The 24,337-nt window shown below is 63.1% G+C and carries 27 protein-coding genes and 1 tRNA gene; 7 read left to right on the top strand and 21 right to left on the bottom strand.

Translation table 11 applies throughout. From position 1 onward, the window contains the following. Positions 1 to 113: 113 nt before the first annotated feature. Positions 114 to 1,439 (bottom strand): MFS transporter, encoded by a 1,326-nt coding sequence (locus EA462_RS14960; protein WP_124179391.1) that lies wholly within the window; start codon positions 1,437 to 1,439, stop codon positions 114 to 116. Between the two features lie 71 nt (positions 1,440 to 1,510). Further along, a complete protein-coding gene (locus tag EA462_RS14965) occupies positions 1,511 to 2,665 on the bottom strand; it encodes an MFS transporter (RefSeq protein ID WP_207891677.1) in 1,155 nt (384 codons plus the stop codon). Between the two features lie 139 nt (positions 2,666 to 2,804). Here EA462_RS14965 and EA462_RS14970 point away from each other — a divergent pair, with 139 nt between their 5' ends. Continuing rightward, positions 2,805 to 3,056, top strand: a complete 252-nt coding sequence (locus tag EA462_RS14970) for a DUF4242 domain-containing protein (protein WP_124179392.1) — start codon at positions 2,805 to 2,807, stop codon at positions 3,054 to 3,056. Positions 3,057 to 3,210: 154 nt separating this feature from the next. On the opposite strand, the gene EA462_RS14975 is transcribed toward EA462_RS14970, so the two are convergent. From EA462_RS14975 to EA462_RS15040, 14 genes are all read right to left on the bottom strand, one after another. After that, positions 3,211 to 3,291: transfer RNA gene (locus EA462_RS14975), tRNA-Ser, on the bottom strand. A 27-nt stretch (positions 3,292 to 3,318) separates the two neighbouring features. Next, positions 3,319 to 3,573 (bottom strand): hypothetical protein, encoded by a 255-nt coding sequence (locus EA462_RS14980; RefSeq protein WP_124179393.1) that lies wholly within the window; start codon positions 3,571 to 3,573, stop codon positions 3,319 to 3,321. 191 nt (positions 3,574 to 3,764) lie between these two features. Then, on the bottom strand, positions 3,765 to 4,976 hold the full coding sequence (ilvA, locus tag EA462_RS14985; protein WP_124179394.1) for a threonine ammonia-lyase: 1,212 nt from the start codon (positions 4,974 to 4,976) through the stop codon (positions 3,765 to 3,767). A 644-nt stretch (positions 4,977 to 5,620) separates the two neighbouring features. Then, entirely contained in the window at positions 5,621 to 5,827 is a 207-nt protein-coding gene (locus EA462_RS14990; RefSeq protein WP_124179395.1) for a hypothetical protein, read from the bottom strand. Between the two features lie 210 nt (positions 5,828 to 6,037). Beyond that, complete coding sequence (locus tag EA462_RS14995) at positions 6,038 to 6,463, bottom strand: hypothetical protein (protein WP_124179396.1); 426 nt, start codon at positions 6,461 to 6,463, stop codon at positions 6,038 to 6,040. 123 nt (positions 6,464 to 6,586) lie between these two features. After that, positions 6,587 to 7,432, bottom strand: a complete 846-nt coding sequence (locus EA462_RS15000; protein WP_207891678.1) for an adenosylcobinamide amidohydrolase — start codon at positions 7,430 to 7,432, stop codon at positions 6,587 to 6,589. Further along, complete coding sequence (locus EA462_RS15005; RefSeq protein WP_207891679.1) at positions 7,413 to 8,474, bottom strand: threonine-phosphate decarboxylase; 1,062 nt, start codon at positions 8,472 to 8,474, stop codon at positions 7,413 to 7,415. The genes EA462_RS15000 and EA462_RS15005 overlap by 20 nt, the downstream gene beginning before the upstream one ends. Continuing rightward, positions 8,464 to 9,501 carry a nicotinate mononucleotide-dependent phosphoribosyltransferase CobT gene (gene cobT, locus EA462_RS15010; RefSeq protein WP_124179399.1) on the bottom strand — a complete coding sequence of 346 codons (1,038 nt, stop codon included), beginning with the start codon at positions 9,499 to 9,501 and terminating at the stop codon, positions 8,464 to 8,466. Before cobT ends, EA462_RS15005 begins: the two co-directional genes overlap by 11 nt. Continuing rightward, complete coding sequence (locus EA462_RS15015; RefSeq protein WP_124179400.1) at positions 9,501 to 10,100, bottom strand: NTP transferase domain-containing protein; 600 nt, start codon at positions 10,098 to 10,100, stop codon at positions 9,501 to 9,503. Before EA462_RS15015 ends, cobT begins: the two co-directional genes overlap by 1 nt. After that, positions 10,100 to 10,858, bottom strand: a complete 759-nt coding sequence (cobS, locus tag EA462_RS15020; protein ID WP_124179401.1) for an adenosylcobinamide-GDP ribazoletransferase — start codon at positions 10,856 to 10,858, stop codon at positions 10,100 to 10,102. Before cobS ends, EA462_RS15015 begins: the two co-directional genes overlap by 1 nt. After that, positions 10,855 to 11,895 carry an adenosylcobinamide-phosphate synthase CbiB gene (gene cbiB / locus EA462_RS15025; protein WP_124179402.1) on the bottom strand — a complete coding sequence of 347 codons (1,041 nt, stop codon included), beginning with the start codon at positions 11,893 to 11,895 and terminating at the stop codon, positions 10,855 to 10,857. The genes cobS and cbiB overlap by 4 nt, the downstream gene beginning before the upstream one ends. A 178-nt stretch (positions 11,896 to 12,073) precedes the next feature. After that, a complete protein-coding gene (locus EA462_RS15030) occupies positions 12,074 to 12,712 on the bottom strand; it encodes an HAD family hydrolase (protein WP_124179403.1) in 639 nt (212 codons plus the stop codon). A 160-nt stretch (positions 12,713 to 12,872) separates the two neighbouring features. Beyond that, entirely contained in the window at positions 12,873 to 13,484 is a 612-nt protein-coding gene (locus EA462_RS15035; protein WP_124179404.1) for a translation initiation factor IF-2 subunit beta, read from the bottom strand. A 108-nt stretch (positions 13,485 to 13,592) separates the two neighbouring features. Continuing rightward, positions 13,593 to 13,979 carry a DUF5789 family protein gene (locus EA462_RS15040; RefSeq protein ID WP_124179405.1) on the bottom strand — a complete coding sequence of 129 codons (387 nt, stop codon included), beginning with the start codon at positions 13,977 to 13,979 and terminating at the stop codon, positions 13,593 to 13,595. 416 nt (positions 13,980 to 14,395) lie between these two features. On the opposite strand from EA462_RS15040, the gene EA462_RS17395 reads away from it, so the two are divergent. From EA462_RS17395 to EA462_RS15050, 3 genes are all read left to right on the top strand, one after another. Then, entirely contained in the window at positions 14,396 to 14,560 is a 165-nt protein-coding gene (locus tag EA462_RS17395; RefSeq protein WP_165872101.1) for a hypothetical protein, read from the top strand. A 159-nt stretch (positions 14,561 to 14,719) separates the two neighbouring features. Beyond that, the gene (locus tag EA462_RS15045) at positions 14,720 to 16,222 is read left to right on the top strand and encodes a DHH family phosphoesterase (protein WP_124179406.1); all 1,503 of its coding nucleotides are present in this window, start codon (positions 14,720 to 14,722) and stop codon (positions 16,220 to 16,222) included. Between the two features lie 162 nt (positions 16,223 to 16,384). Beyond that, the gene (locus tag EA462_RS15050) at positions 16,385 to 17,191 is read left to right on the top strand and encodes a CBS domain-containing protein (RefSeq protein WP_124179407.1); all 807 of its coding nucleotides are present in this window, start codon (positions 16,385 to 16,387) and stop codon (positions 17,189 to 17,191) included. A gap of 27 nt (positions 17,192 to 17,218) precedes the next feature. Here the strand turns inward: EA462_RS15050 and EA462_RS15055 are convergent, their stop codons facing one another. Next, positions 17,219 to 18,283, bottom strand: coding sequence for a polyprenyl synthetase family protein (locus EA462_RS15055; protein ID WP_124179408.1), 1,065 nt, complete (start codon positions 18,281 to 18,283; stop codon positions 17,219 to 17,221). A 126-nt stretch (positions 18,284 to 18,409) separates the two neighbouring features. On the opposite strand from EA462_RS15055, the gene EA462_RS15060 reads away from it, so the two are divergent. Then, positions 18,410 to 19,222 (top strand): NAD(+)/NADH kinase, encoded by an 813-nt coding sequence (locus EA462_RS15060; protein ID WP_124179409.1) that lies wholly within the window; start codon positions 18,410 to 18,412, stop codon positions 19,220 to 19,222. A gap of 29 nt (positions 19,223 to 19,251) precedes the next feature. On the opposite strand, the gene EA462_RS15065 is transcribed toward EA462_RS15060, so the two are convergent. Both EA462_RS15065 and nth read right to left on the bottom strand, forming a co-directional pair. Then, complete coding sequence (locus EA462_RS15065; protein ID WP_124179410.1) at positions 19,252 to 19,536, bottom strand: hypothetical protein; 285 nt, start codon at positions 19,534 to 19,536, stop codon at positions 19,252 to 19,254. A gap of 83 nt (positions 19,537 to 19,619) precedes the next feature. Then, positions 19,620 to 20,303, bottom strand: coding sequence for an endonuclease III (nth, locus tag EA462_RS15070; RefSeq protein ID WP_124179411.1), 684 nt, complete (start codon positions 20,301 to 20,303; stop codon positions 19,620 to 19,622). A gap of 173 nt (positions 20,304 to 20,476) precedes the next feature. Between nth and aspS the strand changes: the two genes are divergently transcribed. Further along, entirely contained in the window at positions 20,477 to 21,781 is a 1,305-nt protein-coding gene (aspS, locus tag EA462_RS15075; RefSeq protein WP_124179412.1) for an aspartate--tRNA(Asn) ligase, read from the top strand. A gap of 39 nt (positions 21,782 to 21,820) precedes the next feature. Next, positions 21,821 to 22,606, top strand: coding sequence for a hypothetical protein (locus tag EA462_RS15080; RefSeq protein ID WP_124179413.1), 786 nt, complete (start codon positions 21,821 to 21,823; stop codon positions 22,604 to 22,606). A 12-nt stretch (positions 22,607 to 22,618) separates the two neighbouring features. Here the strand turns inward: EA462_RS15080 and EA462_RS15085 are convergent, their stop codons facing one another. Together EA462_RS15085 and EA462_RS15090 are read right to left on the bottom strand one after the other, a co-directional pair. Then, positions 22,619 to 23,821, bottom strand: a complete 1,203-nt coding sequence (locus EA462_RS15085) for a LolA family protein (protein WP_124179414.1) — start codon at positions 23,819 to 23,821, stop codon at positions 22,619 to 22,621. A gap of 102 nt (positions 23,822 to 23,923) precedes the next feature. Continuing rightward, the gene (locus tag EA462_RS15090; protein ID WP_124179415.1) at positions 23,924 to 24,238 is read right to left on the bottom strand and encodes a hypothetical protein; all 315 of its coding nucleotides are present in this window, start codon (positions 24,236 to 24,238) and stop codon (positions 23,924 to 23,926) included. Positions 24,239 to 24,337: the final 99 nt, after the last annotated feature.

Raw genomic sequence — 24,337 nt, forward strand, 5'->3', positions numbered from 1 at the left:
GTCCATGTGTATTATTGACACGGTCACGTCTATCCCTTCCGGTTGGCTAGTCCTATATTATATATACTTCTCGAGCGCCTCCAGTAGAGACCTCGAGCGCGACTCGAAATCGGTCAGGACCGCCTCTTCGCGGGTGTACGCTCCTGATAGACGCGAGGGCTGTAGAGTAACGCGATGCAAACGAGTCCACCGACTGCACCGATCGCTAGCGTTGCAAAGCTCGCCCGGAGTCCGGACGTATCAGCCACGTATCCGACGACGACGGGATAGATGGAACTCCCGACGAGGGCGAGCGTCCAGATATACCCGAACGTTCGGCCTTCGTACTCGGCCGGCGTGATCTCACTTATCAGGGCGTCTCGGGCCGGATTCAATCCGAACTGCGTCGCACCGATGACGACGAAGACGACCAGCAAGAGCACGGGCGTGAGATCGATCGTCGCTAACACCACGAGCGCGACGGCAGAGACACCGAGTAAGGAGATGAGAACCGCCCGGTAGTCGTACGCGTCTGCCAGCCCGCCCAGAACGAGCTGCGAGATCGCTCCACTCATCAACAGGACGCCGAAGTAGAAGTTCGCGACGGACGCTGGCTCGAACGTGTAGCCCGCCATCGAAACGGAGAACCCGTACACGTCGGAGACGAACACCGGCGCGTAGGTGATGAGCCCGTTGCCGGCGAACAGGATGAAAAAGAAGCTGAGGACCACCGCGGCCATCGGAAACCAGAACTGTCGACGGTCCGTTTCCGCTGTTTGCGACGAACTCGAGGACCTGTCGTCGTCGGTCTCCGGCGGCCGCGTCTCGTACGGGCCCGACTTGAAGGCGAAGACCAGCCCGAAGGCGTAGGCGAATCCGAACAGACTGACGCCGACGAGGATCCACTCCCAGGGGAGAACGACGATGAACGCGCCGATGAGAAACGGTGCGACCGCATCACCGACTTTGGAGGCGCTGCCCCACATTCCAAGCACTTTTCCTTTGTTCTCGGTCGCGACGTTCGCCGAGATCAATGGGTACCCGACGGGGTGAATAGCGCTGTAGCCGATGCCGACGACGAACATACCGAGTGCCATGATCTGGTACGCTCCGTCGAAGACGTGTCCACCGACAGAGATTTCGGGGATCATCGGACCGATACCCGGCGCGAGTACGAATATGAGGTAGCCGAAACTCATCGCGACGAACGCCGGTGCGAGCAGATACAGTCGATCCAATCGGTCCGAAAGGATTCCCATCGGTGCCTGAAAGATCCCGCCCGCGAACATCGACACGCTTACGAGCAGACCGAGTTGCCAGAGCGGCGAGTCGAGATCGACGACGAGAATCGGGATGAGGGGCGGAAACAGCCGGAACAGAACGTGCTGGCCAGCGTGCACCGATGCGATGAGCACGCCAAAGAGGTATTCGTCTCGAGACAGTCCACCGATCGATCGCATAGGTGGCCCGTTTCAATCCAACCGCCTTCCGTGTTTAGGTCGCGGCGAGCCCGTTGCGTTTCGACGGCGGGTCACGCGGTCCCGGCCTCGCTCACCTCGGCTCGAGCGGGCATCGACCAGATGAGACCAAAGAGAACGACCGTCAGCCCGATGGGGATCCACATCGCGATCCGAATGCTCGTCAGTTCGGCTGCGATCCCGACCACGACCGGAACGAACGCGGTTCCGGCGTAGGTTGCCCCGGTCGTAAGCGCGCTCATCGGACCGCTGTACTCCGGAACGATGTCGACGCCGTAAGCCGACAACAGGGGAAACAGCGACGAGATGAAGGCCCCGGCACAGAAGACTGCCACGAGCATTCCAACGCTCGGCCAGCCGAGTGCGATGGCGAACGCTGGAATCGATAGCCCCGTCGTCACGAGCGAGAGGCGGAGATACGAAATCGAGTCCACGAGTTTCGCGTAGGCGTAACGGCCGGGGATGTACGCGAGCAAGAACGCGGACAGCGCAAGGTTTGCCGTCGTTCGATCGAGGAACGTCCCCGCGTAGTAGGGGAGCCAGGTGAAAACCGTTCCCTCGATTCCCCCGGCCAGTGCAAGCGCCAGCAGCGTGGTCCGAACCCCGGAACTCGAGAGTAGTGGACCGATGGCGTCGCGCTCGAGCGGTTGCTCGTTCCACGATGGTACCTCGAGCGAGAGGACCAGAACGACCACGGGGACGATGCTGACTGCGAGGATGACGTACACTGCCCGCCAGTCTGCGACGAGTAACACGGCGCTCGCCAGCACCGGACCGACGACCGCCCCCACGGCCCACGCGAGCGCGTACAGAACAAAGATCCGTCCGCGTCGGTCGGGGTAGAGGTGACTCAGCAGTGGTCGATCCATCGCCCGGAATACGCCGGCCGCGGACCCCTGAACGAGCAGTGCAAACAGGAACAGCGAGTACGCCGGGGCGACGGAGATCGCAAACAGCGAGATCGCCATTGCCACGGCACCGAAGACGAGGACGTGGCGGACGTCGAGACGACCCGCGAGCATCCCGACCGCCAGGATCGCCACGACGAAACCGACAGTTCCGGCCGGTGCCACCAGCCCGAGCAGCGATTCCGAGACGCCGAACGTTCCCTCGAAACTCGAGAGCAACGCTCCGCGGGACTGGAGCGCCATCGCGTCGCCGGCGACGAAACAACACGCCGCACCGAGCCAGAGTCGTCGTCTTCTCACGCTCGTCTCTTCGACCGGAACTATCTATATCTCGCGACTTCCCCGAGCAGTGTGAGTTCGATACACGTTGATACCGAACCAACTGGATTGTTTATCGTAAAAAAGACTCATCTCCCGTGGTGTGCTATCACAACACGCTATGCCACTGTTCATGGACGTACACAGAAACGTCGAAGGAATGGACGCACAGGCCGCGATGGATGCTCACGAGATGGACGTCGAGATCCAGGGCGAGTACGGCGTCGAGTACGAACGATACTGGTGGGACGAGGACGCCGGGGCCGTCTTTTGTCTCTTCGAGGCTCCCGACAAAGAAGCGGGTGAGAAGGTACACAGCGAGTCACACGGACTCACCGCCGACGAAATCTACGAGGTTCAGGAAGGCCAGTAACGTCACAGAAACGCCAGGGCTGGGATTTGAACCCGTAGGCAGATGGCCGGGCCTGCGGTCTCACTTCGTCGGCCGTTCCGGAGCTGCGACTGCCAGGGCTTCAAATCCCACTCGTTAGGGATGTGCCACTCGAGAGTTTGCTCGTGGCAAAATACGCCAGGACTGGGATTTGAACCCAGAATCCCAAAGGGAACACGCTTTCCAGGCGTGCGCCTTACCGTTCGGCCATCCTGGCTCGAGTGAGCATAGCCACGTCCGTCGTTTAACTCTTACTTTTACCGTCGTCGCCGTGTGTCTCGGTCTCATCCACCGCTCGCCGAGCCGACCACGCGGCGATCCGGTGTTCGAGGGCGTATGCGCTGGCGGTCGTTGCGATCGCGACGGCGACTGCGAGGATCGTCCCGTGTACGATCGTCACGAGCGGTTCGACGATCAGCGCGTAGCCCTGAACGAGGACCAGAAACGCCATGAAGCCGACGGCGCCCCACAGCAGGGCCGATTTGAGGCGGGGATTCATCCGTTCGGTTCAACGACGGTGCCGGTTCCTAAAAACGGTTGACGTTCGACGGCGTTGTGATACGGTTTGCTGTCACGACGATGTGAGACGATCTGCCGTCAGTCAGTTGGAACCGCAACCCGTCCGCGGTTGTGCCGGCAACTCGGTACAGCGATCCGCATGCAACGTCGTCACTCGGTCCACACCTCCTCTCAGACGAGGACGTCCACCTCGTATCCCGCCTCCCGGAGGTCGGACAGAAACTCCTCGACGTGATCCGGACCGCGCATCTCGAGTTCGATCTCGACTTCCGTATCGCTCATTTCGACGTCTCGCGAGGTGCGGTCGTGGTAGATGGCGTATATGTTTGCTCGGTGGACGGTGAAGATCTCGAGCAGCCGCTCGAGGGAACCTGGTTGATCCGTGAGAACGGTTCGAATCTTCAGATACCGCCCGGTCTCGACGAGGCCGCGAACGATGACGTTCGTCAGCGTATTGAGATCGATGTTTCCGCCCGAGAGAACGGGGACGATCGTCTCGTCCGTCTCGTACTCGAATTTCTCGAACAGTAGTGCAGCGAGGGGGACCGCACCCGCGCCCTCGACGAGCGTCTTCGAGCGCTCGAGCAGGTAGACCGTCGCGACGGCGATCTCGGGATCCGAGACGGTGACGACCTCGTCGACGTACTCTCGAATGTGGGCGAACGTCCGCTCACCGATTCGCCGCGTCGCGATCCCGTCTGCGATCGTGTCGACGCCCTCGAGCGAGACGCGTTCACCTTTTTCGAGCGATCGAGCGGCGCTTGCGGCACCCGACGCCTGAACGCCGATCACGCGGGCGTCCGGGTTGTCGCCCTTGATCGCGGCCGCGATTCCGCTGATGAGGCCGCCGCCGCCGATCGGAACGACCACGGTCTCGACGTCCGGACAGTCCTCTGCGATCTCGAGTCCGATCGTTCCCTGACCGGCCATCACCGTCTCGTCGTCGAAGGCGTGAACGTAGGTTCGATTCTCCTTGCGTTCGATCTCGTGGGCGCGCTCCGCAGCTTCGTCGTAGTCGGCCCCCGCCAGAACTACTTCGGCCCCGTAGTTCCGGGTCGCTTTGACTTTCGAGATCGGAGCGTGTTCTGGCATCACGATCTTCGAATCCACGCCGACGCGAGTGGCGGCGAGCGCAACGCCCTGTGCGTGGTTGCCCGCACTCGCGGTCACGACGCCCGCTGCTTTCTGGTCGGCAGAGAGCGTCGCGATTCGGTTGGTCGCACCGCGGATCTTGAACGCACCCGTCCGCTGGAACGTCTCGAGTTTGAGGTGGACGTCGGCACCCGTCATCGCTGAGTAGGTGTAGGAGTACTCGAGTGGCGTGTGTCTGGCGGTTTCTCGAACCCGTTCGCGCGCCTCGAGAACGTCCGATCGATCGAGCATATCTACGACTAGTCCACCCGTATCGTAATAGCGTACCGGACGGAACGGCGACGCTGTCGGGACGATCGAAAGAGATGTGCTGCGAAGGTGCAGCACGACAGGGAATACAGGGATGCACGGCGTGTGACGTGCGACTGTAGAGGGGAACGCCGTACATATAAAACCAATCCCTGCGGAGTGAAAGTGAAAACGGCAGATGAAAGGGGGTTAGACACTGTGTCTGACGGAAAGACGACGGTCGTCATTCGTGATCTCGTACCACGGTGGGGTTGCCGTGAACGACCACGGGTCGGGGGGTCCGTGGAGCTCTCGCTGTTTCCGTTAGAGTTCCGGCAGTGTCTCGTCACAGGAAAGGGGTGGCCGAATCGGTTGGCAATCGGACTGTTCACCTGAGTGCACGGAAGGCGTCGGATCCACAGGAACAGGTGGCCGTTCCGATGGGCCGAACGCTTCCACTCATGAGCTCTTTCGCTGCGTATGCCGAATTGCAGCGTTCACACACGGCCACAACACGGTTGTGGTCGCGCAAGGCAATCACCCCGGTAGTGAGAGGGGGAGTCAGCATCTTCAACCCTCGTACTGTCGCCTCTGACTGTCACCGGAGACGGAACGTCACGGGACGGAAGACTCCGCCCGCCGACCGATCACTCTTCCAGGACGAGATACGTTCTCGCCCCTCGGTTTTCGAGGGAGACGGCATCGGTCTCGACGCTCGAGCGAACGAACTCCTCGATGCCCGCGGCGCGAAGATCGGTGACGTCGATTCGCTCTCGCTGGGACTCGTCCTCGAGGGTCGGTTTCGATTCGGTGCTGCAGTCGCGTTCAGCAGTCCGGTCGACGATCAGTGCCATACGTGTCGATTGACCGGAGGGTACGTCAATCCGATCCGTCCAAAGTGAAAGTGAAAGTGGAGCAGAGACGATGTACAGCGTGGGAATTCTCCGCCTCGTCGCCCGACCGCTCACGATTCGTGAGGGCGACCGCCACCGTTGATTCACTGACGATGCGACTCCACCGACAGTCCGATCTCACTGACGACCTGATCCCGGTGTACTCGTCGGTCACTCGAGGGCTTTCACGACCACGCCGTGGCGAGCGTCGTCCTCCCCGAGCGAAACCGTGTCCACGATCGCATCCCGCGCTCGCGCTCGCCATCCGTCAACCGCCGCGGCTCGACGGTTGCCAAACCCACCCGATTTCGGCGGACTCGTTCCTTCCCCCTCACGTGCGAGTTCGTCCTCGTAACCGGGATAGGAATCGACGACATCGTCTTCGATGAGGTCGGCCGGCGACACGTGGATGGCATCGGTGTGTTCGACGTCGTCGATCCGGTAGACGTGAATTCTCGCCCGCATTCGACCGTGGAACGGCGGCGTCACTCGGATGACGGCCGTTCCGGGATTTTCCTGGGTGTATGCGTAGGCGTCGACGATATCCGTCGTCGAAATCGCGAGCGACCGAATTACCGACGGATCGTCCGCAGTCATTGCTCAGCAATTGGAGACGACGCGGATTAACTGTCACGCTCGCCGGCGCTCTCGAGTCATACGGTCCGCTGTAACGATTTACCGTACAACCGCGGCCGTCTTACGGTTGTCCGGAAACGACTTTCAGGAGCCCGTATCAGCCGTTCGATCGCGAGTGGATGACTCACGCGGGGGTCGAAACACTCGGGCCTCGACGTCGGTCGAGACGCCGTCGGCCGCATCCGTGACCGTGTTGGGAACCGACGCATCGGAGTCGCCGTACCGGGACCGAAGCGAGGCCCGAAGCGCCTCTCTAATGCAGGCTCGAGTCGCCGCACCGACCGGGGTTGCACTCCCCGAAAACGCCGCTCGCCGGCCGCGGGGATCGTGACCGACGACGATCGCGTCCGTCGTCGTTCCCGGAAAACCTGTTTCGGCCAGTAACGTCGTGGCCTTCGCTTCCGCGGCGACCGCGAGCGCGTTCGTCAGAGCACCGGGAGCGAGCGCTCGCGTCGTCCCGACGATCAGGTTGACGGTTCCCGGGGATTCTGGTCCCTCTGTTCGTGTCTCTCCCGGTTGACTCACGACGTCCTCGAGACCGGCTTCACTGGTCGGCTCCATCGGCAACGCAGCGGGGTTCGAGATCCCGGCGGTTGCGTAGGCGGTCACGGACCCACATCGCGCCCCACGAGCGTGCTCTATGTCGACGCCGGTGAGAAGAACGGGAGCTCGAACCGGCGCTGGCTGGTTCCCGACAGGGTCGCTCTCTCCGGCGAACCGCGCACGTTCGAGACGGTCGGTGATGTACGCCTCGAGATCGGTCCGGTTCCACCCCTCCGGAACCGAGACGTTGTACGCGCAGTCGGCCGTCGTTCGGCCCCCGTTCCAGCCGCTCGAGAGCCACTCCGTTTCCTGGTCACGAACGCAAAGGACCCCGTCGCGCCGAGTCGCCTCGTACGGCGGGTCCGCCTCAGTCACGGCCGTCACCATCGGTATTCGTCTCCCCAACACCGAGAGAGGCAAGCAACCGGTCGTTCGCGTCGCGATCCTTGACGGCGACGCGGATGTGTGCGTCCAGTCCCCGAAACGTCGTCGCGTCGCGGACGGCGACGCCCTTCTCGCGCGCCGAGGCGACGAGGCTCGAGACGTCCTGGTTTCCCTCCTCGAGCGTACACAGCAGGTAGGGAGCGTCGGACGGGTGGACGCTGAACCGTTCCTCGAGCGCGTCACGAAGTCGCTCGCGTTCCTGTCGAACGCGTGTTCGTGTCTCAGCGACGAACTCGTCCTGACGGAGACAGTAGGAACCGACCCGTGCGGCCGGGGTTCCGAGCGACCAGGCCCGTCTTCCGGTCTCGAGTGCGTCCCGATCCTCGCCGGTCGCGACGGCGAAGCCGGCCCGCAGCCCTGGTAACCCGAACAGTTTCGTCAGCGAGCGGGCGACGATCACGTTCTCGGTCTCGAGTTCGACCGCCGATGGAAACTCGGTAAACCCGAGAAACGCCTCGTCGACGAGCAGGGTCGTTTCCGCCTCGCGACAGCGAGTGGCGAACGCCGCCAGCTCGTCGAGACCGACCGCGTCACCGGTCGGGTTGTTCGGCCGACAGACGACCGCGAACGAGACCGATTCGAGGACGGCGGGCTCGAGATCGCATAGCTCGTCGTACCTGACTAACCGCGGTTTCCCGCCCTGTAATCGGAGTTCGCGAGCGTATTCCCCGAAGCTCGGATACGGAACCAGCGCCTCTTCACCCGGCCCGAGCGTGATCGCCATCGCCAGTCTGATCGCGGCCAGCCCGCCAGCGGTGGGTATCACGGACGCCGGATCGCAGCCGACGAACTCGGCCGCGGCGGCCCGAAACTCTGGATACGCGTCGTCGGGGTACCGAGTGGACTCCGCGAGTGCGTTCTCATAGACCGCCTCGACCCCCGGCGGCGTGTGTGGATTCGTGTTCGCCGAGAAGTCGAGGACGTCCCGATCCGGCTCCCCGCCGTGGGGGACTCGCTCGACGGTTCGGACGCAGTCAGGATCCACGGTCGTCACTCGACTCGCTCGAGTCGATGCTCTCATCCGCGTTCGAGTCGATTCCGAGACGGTCACACACGGCCGCGAACTGCGCCCGTACCGCCGCCATCCCCCCGTCGTCGACGAGCGAGAGGACTCCACCCATCGCGACGCCCTCTTTCGCCTCGCCGGCACAGTAGCGACTCATCGCGACGTGATCTCGTCCGTCGAAACCCGGGTCCGTCACGACGAGTTCGCAGTCGAAGCGCTCGCACGTCGTGAGGAGTTCCGTGCCTTGCCCGGCAGCGACGAACGACGTCGTCGCGATCGAGAGCGGACCGTCCACGCCGGCGTGACGGAGTAACGCGGCCACGGCGACCATCTGGGTTCCCCCACCGAGCGTGACGTCGGTCCCCGATTCGAGCGCGCCCGCCGCGATACCGGCGACGACGGCCTGGACGGGATCACCCACGGCACGGATCGCCGCCATAGGATTTCCGTCACAGCTGCCCGCCTCGAGATCGCTTGCGTCGAGTCCCTCCTCGACGACGCGGCGCTTTCGTTCGATCGGATTCTCGGGAAGCGACGACGACACGCTCATCGGCTCTCCGAGCGCCGTGAGAACGCCGAGTGCCGTCGTCGTCCCGCCGGGAACGGTCTCTCCGAGGAGGATTTCGTCGTCGGGAAGACTCGAGCCGAAGCCGTACGCGCGATCGAAGATCGTCGACGCGTCCGGGACGGCGACTGACGCCCGAATATCGTCACCGGGCGTGGCCCCCAGATCGACCGTCGGTGCGGTTGTCGAGCGGGCGAGTCCCGCGTCGACGACCGACAGATCGAAGCCGATCACCTCCCGGACGGCACGCGTCACCGCCGCGGGCGTCGGACAGCCCGTCGGACTCACCGGCGTCACGGGTGCGGCCGTCGGCTCGCCGTAGGCGAGGATTTCGACGTCCGCCGACGGGGTGTGCGCCATCAGATCCGGAGCGGCTCCGGCGGCGCTGATACCGTCGATCAGCGCGGTTTCGGTCGTTCCTGCGGGAAGGACGACCCGCATCAGTCGATCCTCCCTCGATCGACCGATTCGGAGCGGTCGACGAGCGCTTTTGCGAGTCGGCTGTCTTGGAGTCGATTCACGTTGACCGCGAGTCGGTACGTGTAACGTACGTCGATCATGTCTTCTGTCTCATCAGTTGTGCCGACCACATTGAGTCCGGTCGGTGCGAGGTGGTCGTTCGAGTCGAGTCGAGACTCGACGCTCGCGCCGAGGCGGCGTTTGAGCGCCGCCGGAACGCAGACGGTCCGCGACCGATTCACATCGCCGTGGGTCGCGAGGACGCGATCGACGGCCGCGGCCTCGAGCAACGGGAGATCCGCGGCGACCGTAAGCACCGGTGTCCTCAGTTCCCCTCCGTCGAGGACCGACAGCAGGTCCGGGACGTAGCCGTCGCCGTCGGTCTCGATCGTCTCGAGACGACTACTGCGTTCTAAGTGTGCCCGCGTCTCGGGTGCGTTCGGAGAGACCGCCGCGTAGATCGTCTCTATGCGACTCGCCTCGAGTGCGGTCGCGACGCGGTCGACCATCGGAACGCCACCGATCGGATGCAACGGCTTTTCGCGCTGGCTCTCGAGGCGAGTTCCCGATCCCCCACACATCACAATAGCGTCCACGCGATCACCCCCGCGTGGACGCCGGCGACGCGTCCGATCTCGTTGGCTGCGCCGAACACGTCGCCGCTGATTCCGCCGAGGAATCGGCGCGCCCAGTACCAGGGGAGAGCAACGCCGGCGAGCGCCCCGCACAGGGCGACCGTTCCCGGATGGGGCCAGGCCAGCGCTGCCGCCGGGATGACGATCCCCGCGGGAACGACGAATCCACCGGGCGTCGACGCTTCGGTGATCTGCCTCCCCATTCCCTCGTAGCTCGCCGTCCCGAAACAGGCCACGACCGCCATCGCGAGCTTCGTTCCGACCTCGGCTCCGATCACGATACCGACCGCGATGAGTACCGGGAGCCCGGCCAGCCCGAGACCGCCGAGGGCGAGCCCGACGACGACGATGGTTACCGCGAGCAACGCGCCGACGCCGGTCGTCGTATCCGTTAGGACCTCTCGCCGACGCTCGCGGTCCCCGTGGACCACGAGCGCGTCACCGAGATCCGCGACGCCGTCGAGATGGTGAACTCCCGTAACCGCATAGACCGCGAGCACGTATCCGAACGCCACCGCCGTCGGCGGTAATACCTCGGTACCGAACAGCGGAATCGAAGCGATCGCACCCGCGACGAGACCGACGATCGGAAACGCCAGTGGGGTCGACCGGAACGCGTCCCAGTCACCGTCTCGGTGGGCTACCGGAAGTCGCGTCAGAAACCCGAACGCGCCGCGGACGGCACCGATCAGGCGTCCGATCATCGCTCACCCACCACCGGCCAGTTCGTGACAACTGCTCTCTCGAGTCCGGCCGCGATCGTTCGGATCAGGACCTCGCTCGCGCTAGTGACCACGGCTGTGGCTGGTGGCGTCCCCACCGTCGCAACGCCGACCGACAGGACGGCGGCGATCAGGACCGAGACGGCTGCCGCCATGCCGACGAGCGTGACCGCCCTGTCCCCGTCCGAAACCGACGGCAGATCGGCATCCGGGTTCAGCACGTACTCGCCGCGTTTCGACAGCCGAACCGAGAGCACGCACGCGAGCGTGGCCATGGGCCAGCCGGAGTTTGGCGACGCCGGTTCTCGAGCCCACGTTCGCGCACAACGGAGCGCCGTCGGGTTCGCGGCGGCACCAGCGATCGAAGCCGCCGTCACCCGAGCCGGAATCCACATCACGAGATCATCGAGACGGGCGCTCGCGGTCCCGATCGGTTTCGACGGATACCCGAGCATCGAATCCAGCGTGTTGACGCCTTTTATCCACGCTGCTGCGCCCGCTGCGAGAGGGAGTGAGATCGGTGCGAGCACGGCGAAAGGTAACATGGTCGCGATCAGTCCATCGGAGAGGTTTTCGGCCGCACTCTCGAGTGCCCCACTTCGCACCTCCGCCGGCGAGAGCGTCGACGTCTCCCGTCCTACGAGTCCGCGAATTCGCTCGTGGGCCGTCTCGAGGTCGTCCCCCGTAGCCGTGACGACCTCCTCGGTCAGCTCGAGAAGCGATCGCAGACTGGTCGTCAAAAAGAGCACGACGCCGGCGACGACCGCCCCCAAAAGTGCGATCCAGCGCGACGCGGCGAGGACGGCTCCGGCGGCGACCGCCGCCGGAACGAGCGGCAACACTGCGGCGATGGCGACACCGATGAGTCGTTGCCCGCGATCGGTGTCCGCCCACTCCCGATCGACGGCATCCACGAGACGACCGAACCACGCGACCGGATGGAGTGCAGTCCGGGGCTCTCCGATCAGCAAGTCGAGACTGAAGGCGAATCCGATCAGTGCGAGCGTCGTCAGTGCCACGGTCGTCTCCTCGGGTTCCGTTCCGATCGTCCTCTCGTACGGTGATCCCTTCCGTGACTCGTACGGCGATTCACTTCGCAGCTCATTTCCCAGTTCGGCCGGACCGCGAGACGCTCGTCGTCACCGGTTGCGTTCCCAGCTGCGTCTTCGACGCCGTTCCGCCTCGTCACGCTCTCGATCATCGGTCGGTCCCTCCGCTCGTATGGGCGAGACGATCCGGAACCGACTCGAGCGGGGAATCTTCGAGCACCACTGCGGTTCCGCCGATTCGTTCGACGCCGCCGTCGGTTCTCGGATCGTCGCCAACGTGTTTGAGCTCTTCCGGAGCAACGCCGAGTTCGTCGGCCGTCAGCTCGAATATTTCGGGAGCGGGTTTGCGCCAGCCACAGCCGACGCTCGTCACGATCGCGTCGAAGTCGTCCCGATCGAACGCGGCTCTGACGATCGTCCGGCTCACCAGTTCGGGAACGCTACAGTTCGAACAGATCGCGACCGGACCGCGCGCACGGGCGGCCTCGATCGACTCGAGCGCACCGGGAGCAGTTTCGACCGCGGGATCGAAGGCGGCGACGACTGCGCGCCGCACGGCGTTCTCCGTCCAGGCGACTCCGCGGCTCGCGAGCGCGTGTGAAACGTGGGCGGGGAGTGGAACCTCCGCACCCACGGGAGCGTCGACGTGTCGCTCGGCGTACGCCTGGCTCCAGTCGTCGGGAACGGAGACGTCGCGCGCCTCGAGTTCGGCTGCGACGGCTTCGGCCGGGTCGACGGGCCTGTCGGCGGTGACGAGCGTTCCGAAGAGATCGAACGAGACTCCCACGGTCGTGTAACTACCACAAGTGTACTTTAGCTTCGCGATCCGATCGGACGCAACGACGGAACTCGAGTCCCGAACCGATCGTGGCTGTGTCGTCACCGCCGGATGGACGGCCGGTGTGCGAACCGCGATCCGTCGGTCCCGCCGGTCGGGTACGGACCGATCAGGCCAGTCGAGCGAACGCGAGGTTGCCCGAGATGTTCTTGATGTAAATCTCGACGACGTCCCCTTCCTCCGAGCCGGGGACGAAGATCGTATAACTTCCTTTCTCCGCGACGCCGTCTCCCTTGCGGCCGGTGCCGGTGATCTCGACGGTGTAGGTTTTTCCTTCTTCGACGGCGTCTGCCTGCTGGTGCTGTTGGCTGGTCGTCGAGCGTTTGGTCACCGGACGGAACGCACCGCAGGCGTCACACCGGAGCATCGGCGTCCGATCCTCGCGGACGAGACGCGTATCCGGCAGTCCACACTCCGAACAGAGGACGTACTCGTCGACGTAGGCGTCGATCGCAGCGTCGAAATCCGTCGTCGAGAACGTACCGTTGTATCGTCCGCGTCCGTCCTCGAGTTTTCCGCTCGTTCCCATCTCGCGCTGGACGAATCGGTGAAGGTGTTCGTCCTCCCGCGAGAGAACGTCCGCAATCTCTCCGAGGTTGGTAAACCGCGTAAACGCGCCGTCCTTCTGGGCCCGCGCGTCGGGGATCTGTAGCCGCTGTTCGTCGCCCCCGATATCCGGGACGTCGTCCATCGCCCGCTCGAGACTCGACTCGTAATCCATACACGAGAACAGACGACGCTGACGTAAATCCGTTCTGCTCTCACAGTGCGGCCGACGGAACCGGGATCCGGTCCCCGTCGTACGGTCTTCCTCGAGGATGATGCCGACTCAGAGAGGACCACGTCCGTCTTCACCACGGGAGTCCTGTTGGCCCTCGTCCAGACGATCGAGATCGCGTTCGGCGTTCGCTTCGTTCCGATCACCGGACTCGCCGGTGATCGCGCCGTACACCGCTTCTCGGACTGCCTCTGGATCGGCGTACTGCTCCCCGGCGAGCCGATCGAAGACGCTTCCGAGTGACTCGGTTTCGTTCGGCATGTCGATCGGTTCGCTCCCGTACTCGGCCGCGAGTTCCTCGCTGGTAATCGGGTACTCGAACTCCCCGAGGTTGCGGTCGACGTCCTCCAGAATCGATTCGGTCCGATCCGCTCGCCGCGATGCGCGCCGTTCGGCCCGATCCTGTGTGCGATCTCGGTCCGGGTCGCGTTCGCTCATGTACTCGCGTTTCAGGAGCCGAAAGAAAAGGACCCGGCCAGCGTGTGCGTGTAGACTTCGTTTCGTCGCCGGACACGGACCTTCGATTTCGAAGTTTCGAACACGCGGCTTGCCAATTCAGGGTCACTTATATCGAGATTTCGTCACGTTCGAGTACCCGTGCGGTAGAGTGCCATTTCACCACCACCGTACGGGTTTCGATGGCGCTATCTCCGGTTTCCGGCGCTCGTATCGGCTGCCGCTGTATCCGTTGTCCGTCACCGACCGGCCCCCGTGTGGCCGGGTTGGTGGTGACCGTCACTGGCCACGATAGACGCGGTATAGCCTCAAAAACTCCGTTGATCCGAGACGAAGTCCATCGGAAATATCCAATAGATATTTATCTTCCCACCACCTCTCACCGGTGAGAACGCGTTATGAACCAATCAAGGGGGGTTCGGGACCAACGACAGGCCGAGGAGATCGTGATCGAATTTCTCGAACGGGAGCTGGTATCCGAGCCGGTAGCCGACGAGGTCTCCGTCCATCTGGCGTGCGACGAACCGTTTCAGGCACTCGAGACGATCCTGGACGACCGGTGACTGATACGAATAGCTGTAGCGGGCTACCGGCCCGATCGAAGGACTCGATTCGGATACCTCGGAGGTGACACACAGCAGCTCTACGACTCACGAACCGATCGAGACGGTTTCGGCGCGAAACCCGGTAGCTTTTACCCATCGCGGTCGCAACCCGCGACCATGGTTTTCCGGCTCGTGCTCGGCTGTGGGACCGTCGGTCGCCACGTCGTCGAACGGCTGTCCGAGCGCGACAACGACGGCCGTTTGCTGGTCATCGCGGACGACGAAGCCGCAGTCGAGGCGCTTCGTGACGAGAGCGTTCCCGCTCGTCAGGGTGATCCCACCGATGCCAGCGTCATCCGAAACGTCGACGCTCCCGACGTTCTCTTCGTCGGCGCTGATCGAAGCGACGTAAACCGGGCCATCCTCGAGACGGCGAGAGCGCAGTTTCCGCGCGCATCGATCGTCGCCTATCGAGGCGGCAATCCATCCGAAAACGATCGATCGCTCTTCGATGAACTCGCAGATCACGTCATCGACGCCGCCGATTCGATCGTCGACGGCGTTCTCGACCAAACGGCCAGTCCCTCGGCCGAGACCGCGATCGAACTCCGTCAACACCTCGAGTCGATCGACGGACGGCTCGCGGTCGTTACCCACGACAACCCGGATCCGGACGCGATCGCGAGTGCGGTCGCACTCGTCGACATCGCCGCCGCGGTGGGACTCGAGGCGGATGCCTGTTACTTCGGAGACATCTCACATCAGGAAAACCGGGCGATGGTCAACCTGCTCGATCTCGACCTCCGAAATCTTTCGCCGGACGAACCGTTGACGGACTACGACGCGTTCGCTCTGGTCGATCACTCCCGACCGGGCGTCAACGACCAGCTTCCCGAGGAACTCTACGTCGATATCGTCATCGACCACCATCCGCCGCGTGGTCCGGTCTCGGCGTCGTTCGTCGACCTCCGCGAACACGCTGGCGCGACCAGCACGGTCCTGACCGAGTATATCGACCGGTTCAGTCTCACGTTCCATCCCGCGACAGCGACCGCCCTCTTGTACGGGATTCGTATCGACACGAACGATTTTATGCGTGAGGTCGCTCCGGCGGACTTTCGAGCCGCTTCGATCCTGTGGCCCCACGTCGATACGTCCCTGCTCGAGCGAATCGAACAGCCGACGGTCGACGGGGAGACCCTCGGGACGATCGCCCGGGCGATACAGAACCGAATTCGACGCGATTCGATCGCGGTCGCGAGCGTCGGCCGATTGACCGATCGCGATGCGTTGCCCCAGGCGGCCGATCAGTTACTCGCGATGGAAGGGGTCGAAACGACGCTCGTGTTCGGATTCGAAGACGAGATGGCGTTTCTCTCCGCGCGGTCTCGAGCGAACGATATCGACCTCGGTGCGACGCTTCGTGACGCGTTCGATCGGATCGGCAGCGCGGGTGGCCACGCGGACATGGCCGGTGCACAGCTCGAAATCGGGATCCTCGGTGATGTAGACGATTCGGACGAAGTCGATTCGATCGTTAGCGTCGTCGAAGAGGTGATTACCAACCGGTTCTTCGAAGCGATCGACACGCGACCAGGATCGTCCGTCGGCACCTACACGCGAACCAGCGAGTGGCTGTTCACGCAGCACGGAGAGACTGACGGCGGTGAATCGGCCTGAGACGGACTGCTGTAACGGCGTAGTGCATCCCATATCGTTGCGTTACGGTCGTACCGGAACTGACTGATAGCGGTCCGTCTCAACCGAGAAAGCGTCCCTACACGACCGCGCGACACCGACGGGTAACAGTACTTTTGCGCTCGCGGCCGTTACGTGTCACGTATGGACGTCGCGTCGGACAGGAGAAAACCCCAGGTCGAGGAGTACATGACTCGGGACGTTGCGACGGTCTCGCCGGACACGACCGTCGGTTCGGTTGCAAAGCGGATCGCCGAGAGCGACAAGCACAGCGGGTTCCCCGTCTGTGATCGCCGTCGCGTCGAAGGATTCGTCAGCGCCCGTGATCTGTTGCTCGCCTCGAACGACGAACCGATCTTCAAGGTAATGACGACCGATCTACTCGTCGCACATCCGGATATGAAGGTAAACGACGCGGCACGCGTTATTCTTCGATCCGGAATCCAGAAACTCCCCGTCGTCGACGACGCGGGGAACCTCGTGGGAATCATCTCCAACGCCGACGTCATCCGCAGTCAGATCGAGCGAGCGACCCCCGAGAAGGTCGGGAAGTTGAAACGAACTTTGGAGCAGATTCACGAGATCGAACTCGGTGAAGAGCGTCGGACCGTTCCCCTCTCCGAACTCACGCCAACTCAGGGCAAGGTCTACGCCGACGAACTCGAGGGTCGACGCTACGAACTCGACCGCGGCCTCGCTGAACCGCTGGTGGTGATCGACAACGGCGGCACGCTCTTGCTCGCGGACGGGCATCATCGGGTGCTTGCCGCCGATCGCTTAGGAATCGACGAGATGGATGCCTACGTCATCGTCATCGCCGGCGAGATCGAACTCGGAATGGCGAAAACGGCGGCCAAAGAGGAGTTAGAGGGAATCAGCGACATCGATGTCGTCGATTACGCCCGCCACCCACTCGTTCAGACGACGAAACGTTTGCAGTCACAGGAATAACACCGATTGATCAGTACAGCAGCCGTCTCAGACGTCACGGTCGATGACGAATCGGGTAAACTCCGTCAGCTTTCGCGTCGTCTCCTCGTCGAACTCGAGTTCGGTCGCCTCGGTGCGCGCCTGTGCTGCGAGTTCGAGCGCTCTGTTTCGAGCGTACTCGATGCTCCCCGCGTTTTCGATGATCGTCAACGCCTCGAGTACTTCCTCGTCGGTGTTCGCGTCGGCCTCGAGGATCTCTTCCAGACGCAGGGCGTTCTCGGGTGCGCTCTCTTCGATCGCGTGAATCACGAGCAGCGTCTTTTTCCCTTCCCGAACGTCGTTGCCGAACTCCTTTCCGAACTCGCCGGCCCGTCCGAGCGAGTTCTCCACGTCCAGGATATCGTCACCGATCTGAAAGGCGACGGCCGTCAGCTCCGCGTAGTTCGCGACCGTTTCCTCGACGTCGTCCGGCTGGTCGGTGATGATCGCGGCGAGACGAGCGACGATTCTCCCGAGACAGCCGGTCTTGCACGCACACATCTCGAGGTACTCCGCCGGGGTGATCCTGACTTCGCGCTCGTTGTGCCAGCAGATGTCCATCCCCTGGCCGAGATGAGTCCGGTTGAGTTCGTACATCAACATCTCGTAGGCCGCCAGTCGCCGGTCGTCTGGGAGGTCCGCCGGATTTTCGGTCAGGATCTTCAGCGGAAGGAAGTACATCGCGTTGCCCGCGTTCAGTGCGACGTCCTGTCCGTAGAGGTGGTGTAACGCCGGTTCTCCCCGCCGCTTTGCGGCTTCGTCTTCGACGTCATCGACGATGATCGTTCCGTTGTGAAGGATCTCCGGGATGCACGCGTACGGGAGGTACTCCATCGGGTCCGCTCCGAACCCCTCGACGAGAACGAGAAAGAGGACCGCTCGCCAGCGTTTTCCGCCCCGATCGAGCAGATCCCAGAGCGGATCCGAAAGCGCCCGCTGAATCCCGTCCGGATCGTACTCGTAGGTCGGCTCACCGAAAAATGTCTCGAGGTATTCGGCGTCGATCTCCCGTGGAACGAGGTCTGCAAGCGCCTCATCTACGGCCGGCCGCCACTCGGCAAGCGTCTCCCGCATACCTGTCTCGAGTGCAAGCGAGGTAAAAAAGATTCAGTTCTTCGTGTACGACCTCGAGCCCGGTACCGGACCAGCCCTGACGCGTGAATCCGCACCCTTTTGGTCGATCCGCCGGAAGGCATCCACATGAGTCGTACCGCATGGGCTCCCGAGTCGGATCCGCTGATCGGGCTCGTCACGGAACGACCCCCCGCCAACGGCGAGTCGCCTGGCTCGGCGGCGTCCATCGCGTCCGGTACCGACCGTTCGATCGTCGACGTCGAGTCGAGCATCGCGGATCTGGGTGCGGCCGCCGTTTCGGGGAATCTCGAGGACGTCCTCGCGGACGAGCCGTCTCTCCTCGTTACACCGGGGGAGCGGGCGCTTACGGAGGCCGCCTCGAGAGCGCGCGCCACCCCGATACTCCCCGTTGGAACCGTCCCGGGTGTTCCGACGATCGATCGCACTTCGGTCGAAGGTGCGCTCGAGGCGGCTCTCGACGGCGGTGCAGTCCTCAGTGAACAGCCGCTTTTGACCGCAGAGACGCCTCGCGGGCGACGCGATCGCGGCGTGTTCGACGTCACACTCGTTACCGAAGAGCCGGCACAGATCTCCGAGTACGGCGTCCGCAGTCGCGACGAGTCGATCGCGCAGTTTCGCGCCGACGGCGTCGTCGCGGCGACGGCCGCCGGAAGTCACGGCTATGCGAGCACGGTCGACGGACCGTTGCTTTCGCGGGCGATCGACGCGCTCGTCGTCGTCCCGATCGCGCCGTTCGTAACCCGAACTCGCCAGTGGGTGCTCCCGGACGACGAACTCACGCTCTCGGTCGAACGCGACGAAGATCCGGTCGTCCTCTGTGTCGACGACCGGAGCGTCGAGCGTATACCGGCCGGAGAGAGCGTCTCAGTCTCGGCTTCGGAAACCTCCGCGGTGCTTACCGTCCCCGATTCGAGCTGACGTCGTCGACACCGAATCGCGCCCACCGGTTAGCTGTTGTACGGTTCTTCGTCTCGGTGATGATCCGGGTTCTCGTTCTCGAGGGCGTCGTTCTCCCGCTGGGTCGATTTGTGGTCGATGTCCTGTCGTCGCTGTTTTTCGTCCCGGCGTTCGCGGGCTTCTTTTTCCGCCTCAGTGAGCTCCGATTCGTCCTCCTCGGCGTCAGTGTCCTCGCGAGCGAGTTCGATATCTCGACCGTGTTCGTCTTTCCGATTGACGTCTCGATCGTCCTCGTCCGGTTCGGTCTCGCCAGTCTCGTTCTGGTCAGTAGTCATGGTGATCGCGGACGGGAGTACCGCCGATCCACGCAAAAGCGTTGGGCCTGCGACGGAAGATCGGATCGCGAGAAGGAGAGGGCTCACCAGGGATCGCCCGACGCGAGGTCGACCTCGCCGTCGCCCTTCTCCGACGGACAGATATCCGCGAGAACGCAGGCGCTGCAATCGGGGTTGCGAGCCGTACAGGTCGCGCGTCCGTGATCGATACAGAGGTGGGTGAACTGCTGCCAGTAGTCCTCGAGGACGATCTCCATCAACTCCGCCTCGATCGGCTCCGGATACTCCTCTTCGGTCAGTCCCAGTCGCCTCGAGAGCCGCTGGACGTGCGTGTCGACGACGATTCCCTCGACGACGTCGTGACCGTGCTGGAGCACGACGTTCGCCGTCTTTCGGCCGACACCCGAGAGGTCGGTCAGCTCGGCCATCGTGTCCGGAACCTCGCCGTCGTGATCCTCGACGATCGACTCGCAGGCGCTCCGGATGTACTTCGCTTTGTTGTTGTAGTACGTAATCGAGTTCAGGTCCTCGGCAAGTTCGTCCTGTGGAACGTTCGCGTAGTCTTTGGCACCGTCGTACTTCTCGAAGAGGTGCTCGGTTTCCGAGTTGACCCGTTCGTCCGTACACTGTGCGGAGAGAATAACGGCGATCAGTAACTCGAGGCGGTCCGCGTAGCGCAACGAAATCGTCGAATCGGGATAGGCTTCTTCGAGGCGGTTGACGACCTCTTCGGCCTGTTCGCCGGTCGATGCCAGTGGGGTTCCCATACCGACGTGATCACAGCCTCGTCGTTTCAGCGTTCGGATTCGGGACGGACCACGGTCTCGGGTGGGGGCCGACCGGTTTCGGGCGGAGGCGATCAAACGAGGGTCCGTGTCAGCCAGTAACCGACCGGACGCGAACGACTGGGCTTAAGTTCCGGCTACGTGAATCGGGTGATATGCAGGATAGAACTTACACGGCCGACGCCGAGCCAGGCGACGACGTCACCGTCGCCGGCTGGGTCCACGAGATTCGGGACCTCGGCGGAATCGCGTTCTTGATTCTCCGGGACGCGACCGGGAAGATACAGATCAAATTCGAAAAAGACGAGATGGACGACGACCTGGTCGAGACCGGCCTCGGTGCCGCCCGCGAGAGCGTCGTGAGCGTCTCCGGTGCGGTCGAAGAGGAACCCCGTGCCCCGACCGGCGTCGAGGTCACGCCGGAGTCGGTCGAGATCGTCTCCGCTGCCGATCCGGAACTGCCGCTCGATCCGTCTGGGAAGGTTGACGCCGACCTCTCGACGCGACTCGACAACCGGACGCTCGATCTGCGAAAAGACCAGGTCCAGGCGGTCTTCGAGATCCGCTCGGAGATCATGCGTGCGGTCCGCGACCGATTCCGTGAGTACCGCTGTACGGAGATCAACACCCCGAAGATCGTCGCCACGGGGACCGAAGGCGGTACCGAACTGTTCCCGATAACCTACTTTGGCGAGGAGGCGTTCATGAACCAGTCGCCACAGCTGTTCAAACAGCTGATCGCCGGCTCGAACGTCGAGCGCGTCTTCGAGATCGGTCCGATCTTCCGCGCCGAAGAACACAACACGCCGCGTCACCTCAACGAAGCTACCTCGATCGATTTCGAGGGCGCGTTCTGTGACGAAGCCGACGCGATGGACGTCGCTGAGGGCATCGTCACGGCCGCCTACGAAGCCGTCGTCGAGAACTGTAGCGACGAACTCAAGGCGCTCGGTCTCGAGGACGACTTTGCGGTTCCGGACGGCGAGTTCCCGCGAATCAGCTACGAGGAAGCCATCGAACGAATCAACGCGACCGGCGAACTCGACGATCAACTGGTCTGGGGTGACGACCTCTCGACGGAAGCCGAACGAGCGCTCGGACAGGACGTCGGCGGCCACTATTTCGTCACGGACTGGCCAAGCGAGATCAAGCCGTTTTACATTCAGGATCACGACGACGATCCCGACCTCTCCACCGGCTTCGACCTGATGCATCCGCGCATGGAACTGGTGTCCGGTGGACAGCGCGAACACCGCCACGAGAAACTCATCGAAGGCTTCGAACAGCAGGGACTCGATCCCGATCAGTTCGAGTACTACACGAAGATGTTCAGATACGGCATGCCGCCCCACGCCGGCTTCGGACTTGGCGGCGAGCGCCTCGTCATGACGCTCCTCGGCCTCGAGAACATTCGCGAAGCCGTGCTCTTCCCACGGGATCGTCAGCGACTGAGCCCGTAACGGAAGCGTTTCGAGGCGACCAATCGTCCTGATATCTCTGTGCGAGCATCCGTCTCGAGCGACCGCGATCCAGTCGTGGACACCGGTGAGTACGACGGCAGTGGATTCAATGGACTGGACCCAGTAGCTGGCTCGAGCACGATCGCTCGAGGATATCCGATGACCAATGAGTACGACGACGAGAGACCGACGACGGACCTGATCGACGAATCGGACGCGATCGACGAGTTCGGATTACCGAACGCGGCGGAGACCGCCGCCTCGATGGTTGGCAACGGTCTGGACGAACGAACTGTCGCGCTGGCAGCCGGCGGCGTCGTTCTCCTATCCGCGCTTCGATCGCTGAGACGGCGACGGCTCGGCGCGGTTCCGAAGACGATCGCCGGCGGTGCGCTGGTCGGCTACGGCCTCCGGGCGCGTCGGTCGGTGGAGGAAGCGACGACCGACTCGAGTACTGAGATGGAGTCTGCGGCGGCCGACGAGGAGTCGCGGATCGAGTTCACCGAGGCGACCGAGGAATCCGAACCGCGATCGAAGCCGACACTGGAGGCGGACGATACACGAGATCCGCGACGAAACACCGACGACGATCGCGTCTCGATCGACGTCTCCGATTCAGCAACGGCCGACGAAGTCGGTGAAGCGGCGGGTCCCGATCCCGAACAGGCCCAGCCGACGCAGACCGATTCGATCGAACCCGAGGAAACGCCGGACGAGGACACACCTCATTCGACCGGCGAATCCGCCGACGGATCGGATGGAAACGACGATCCCGAACACGCCGATGGAGCCGACTCGACCGACGCCGGTCCGGACGAATCCTGAGAGAGCCACCGGCTACGAGCAGTTTTCGGCGGCGGTTGATTCTGCGATCTCGAGCGCCGTTCCGTCTGCGAACGAATCGGCGGCGAACACCGAGTAGTGACGACCGTCACACGACCACTCGAGTTCGGTTCCCTGGTCGGTCTCTTCGATCCTTCCGGTGGCGGTCTCGACGGTGATTTCCGTCCCGTCGGCCGCGAACTCGCGGGGACCGTCGCTGGTAGTCACCGACACCGTTCCGTCTTCGTCGCGGTAGAACAACGACACCTGCGTGCGATTTTCGTCCGGAAACTCGTAGCTGCGTATTCCGTCGCGTTCGACGGTTTCGGGAAGCGACGACCGGTCGGGTTCGGCAACCGCGAACGGAACCGCCTCGGTCGCCGCCTCGACGGTCTCGTGGTGATCGATCACCGGCAATGCGATCTCTTCGACGGCGTCATCTTCGCTGGTTTCTCCGTTTTCGCCATCTCCGATCCCGGATACCGTCGACGGATCGAACTCGAACAGATCGTCCTCGAGTCCCGGTTCGACCGCGAGGTTCCGGTAGGTGGTCTCGAGTTCTATTTCGTCTCCGTCGAGGTGGTGGCGGACGGGAAACAGCGTCTCTTTATCCAGCCAGATCTCGATCCGCTCGATCCCTCGATCCTCGATGTCTCGTTCGCTCGTTTCGAGTGGAATAACGTACTCGGTGTCTCCGACGAGAACGTCGACGGATCGCTCGACCGTCTCGTTTTCCGGCGGATCGAAGACGAGTCGGTACGTTTCTCGACCCTCGATCGTCGTCTCTTCGCGTTCTGTGAGCGTGTAACGGTCGCTTTCGACGTATCGCGTCTGTTGGGTGTAGAGCCCGTCGAGGATCGACGGCTGATTCGGATCGATCTCGAGGCGCTGGACGGAACCCGTCTCGCTGTCGTGAGACCATCGCGACTGTCCGTCTACGACGACGACGTGCGTTCCGTCTGTGCTTTCGACTCGACTGGTACCGTCCGTACGGTACCAGACGTTTTCCTCGCGAACCGTCGTTTCACCGTCGATCGACGACCGAACCTCGAGCGTCGCCGCGATTTCGTCCGGCGGTCCTTCGCTTGCGAACCGTTGTTCGAGGTCCGTTTCGAGACCGTCGTCGCCGGGAACCGCGACGCAGCCGGCCAGAAGGAAGATCGTCCCGAGAACTAGGAGGGGGACGACGAACCGACGAGCAGGGGTGTTCGGGGACACACTCACCACTAACGTCGGTGAATTGTTATATAACCAATCGATTCCGGTCCGGAACGAATCACTAGGGATGTCTCGACGTAACGGTAACTCATCGTCGGTGTGCTATCCCCGGGAGCCGAACCCGCGCGCGAACAGCTTCGTGACGTAGCTCAGAACCAACAGCGTGAGGACGAGTCCGCCGAGTGCGTAGGGGTGAAAGCCGTAGATCGCCTCGCGGACCGCATAGCCAATCACGAGCAGCCCCATCACGACCGCGGTGACGCCGATCCAGCGGGAGGCGTAGGTCGGATCGACCGACTCGTCGTAGTCCGCATGGAGGTCGGCACGGCCGTGAACGCCGATCAGGTAGCCGAGTCCGAGTATCGCGAGTCCACAGACGAACCAGACCGCCGCGCCGATGTAGTTCGGATCGATCATCTCCGGCGAAACTGGGTCGACCTGGCGAATAAGTCCGCCGATGACGATTGGAGTGCAGGTGATTGGTGCTCCGAGCGGTCTCCCACTCGCGGTATACGC

The organism is Natrarchaeobius halalkaliphilus, assembly GCF_003841485.1.
In the GTDB taxonomy this organism is placed as follows: domain Archaea; phylum Halobacteriota; class Halobacteria; order Halobacteriales; family Natrialbaceae; genus Natrarchaeobius; species Natrarchaeobius halalkaliphilus.

What these genes read in the sequence shown, in the direction of transcription:
- EA462_RS14960 (WP_124179391.1), bottom strand. Translation starts at nt 1,439, where the DNA reads ATGCGATCGATCGGTGGACTGTCTCGAGACGAATACCTCTTTGGCGTG.
- EA462_RS14970 (WP_124179392.1), top strand. Translation starts at nt 2,805, where the DNA reads ATGCCACTGTTCATGGACGTACACAGAAACGTCGAAGGAATGGACGCA.
- EA462_RS14980 (WP_124179393.1), bottom strand. Translation starts at nt 3,573, where the DNA reads ATGAATCCCCGCCTCAAATCGGCCCTGCTGTGGGGCGCCGTCGGCTTC.
- ilvA (WP_124179394.1), bottom strand. Translation starts at nt 4,976, where the DNA reads ATGCTCGATCGATCGGACGTTCTCGAGGCGCGCGAACGGGTTCGAGAA.
- EA462_RS14990 (WP_124179395.1), bottom strand. Translation starts at nt 5,827, where the DNA reads ATGGCACTGATCGTCGACCGGACTGCTGAACGCGACTGCAGCACCGAA.
- EA462_RS14995 (WP_124179396.1), bottom strand. Translation starts at nt 6,463, where the DNA reads ATGACTGCGGACGATCCGTCGGTAATTCGGTCGCTCGCGATTTCGACG.
- EA462_RS15000 (WP_207891678.1), bottom strand. Translation starts at nt 7,432, where the DNA reads ATGGTGACGGCCGTGACTGAGGCGGACCCGCCGTACGAGGCGACTCGG.
- cobT (WP_124179399.1), bottom strand. Translation starts at nt 9,501, where the DNA reads ATGCGGGTCGTCCTTCCCGCAGGAACGACCGAAACCGCGCTGATCGAC.
- EA462_RS15015 (WP_124179400.1), bottom strand. Translation starts at nt 10,100, where the DNA reads ATGTGTGGGGGATCGGGAACTCGCCTCGAGAGCCAGCGCGAAAAGCCG.
- cobS (WP_124179401.1), bottom strand. Translation starts at nt 10,858, where the DNA reads ATGATCGGACGCCTGATCGGTGCCGTCCGCGGCGCGTTCGGGTTTCTG.
- EA462_RS15035 (WP_124179404.1), bottom strand. Translation starts at nt 13,484, where the DNA reads ATGGATTACGAGTCGAGTCTCGAGCGGGCGATGGACGACGTCCCGGAT.
- EA462_RS15040 (WP_124179405.1), bottom strand. Translation starts at nt 13,979, where the DNA reads ATGAGCGAACGCGACCCGGACCGAGATCGCACACAGGATCGGGCCGAA.
- EA462_RS17395 (WP_165872101.1), top strand. Translation starts at nt 14,396, where the DNA reads ATGAACCAATCAAGGGGGGTTCGGGACCAACGACAGGCCGAGGAGATC.
- EA462_RS15045 (WP_124179406.1), top strand. Translation starts at nt 14,720, where the DNA reads ATGGTTTTCCGGCTCGTGCTCGGCTGTGGGACCGTCGGTCGCCACGTC.
- EA462_RS15050 (WP_124179407.1), top strand. Translation starts at nt 16,385, where the DNA reads ATGGACGTCGCGTCGGACAGGAGAAAACCCCAGGTCGAGGAGTACATG.
- EA462_RS15055 (WP_124179408.1), bottom strand. Translation starts at nt 18,283, where the DNA reads ATGCGGGAGACGCTTGCCGAGTGGCGGCCGGCCGTAGATGAGGCGCTT.
- EA462_RS15060 (WP_124179409.1), top strand. Translation starts at nt 18,410, where the DNA reads ATGAGTCGTACCGCATGGGCTCCCGAGTCGGATCCGCTGATCGGGCTC.
- EA462_RS15065 (WP_124179410.1), bottom strand. Translation starts at nt 19,536, where the DNA reads ATGACTACTGACCAGAACGAGACTGGCGAGACCGAACCGGACGAGGAC.
- nth (WP_124179411.1), bottom strand. Translation starts at nt 20,303, where the DNA reads ATGGGAACCCCACTGGCATCGACCGGCGAACAGGCCGAAGAGGTCGTC.
- aspS (WP_124179412.1), top strand. Translation starts at nt 20,477, where the DNA reads ATGCAGGATAGAACTTACACGGCCGACGCCGAGCCAGGCGACGACGTC.
- EA462_RS15090 (WP_124179415.1), bottom strand. Translation starts at nt 24,238, where the DNA reads ATGATCGATCCGAACTACATCGGCGCGGCGGTCTGGTTCGTCTGTGGA.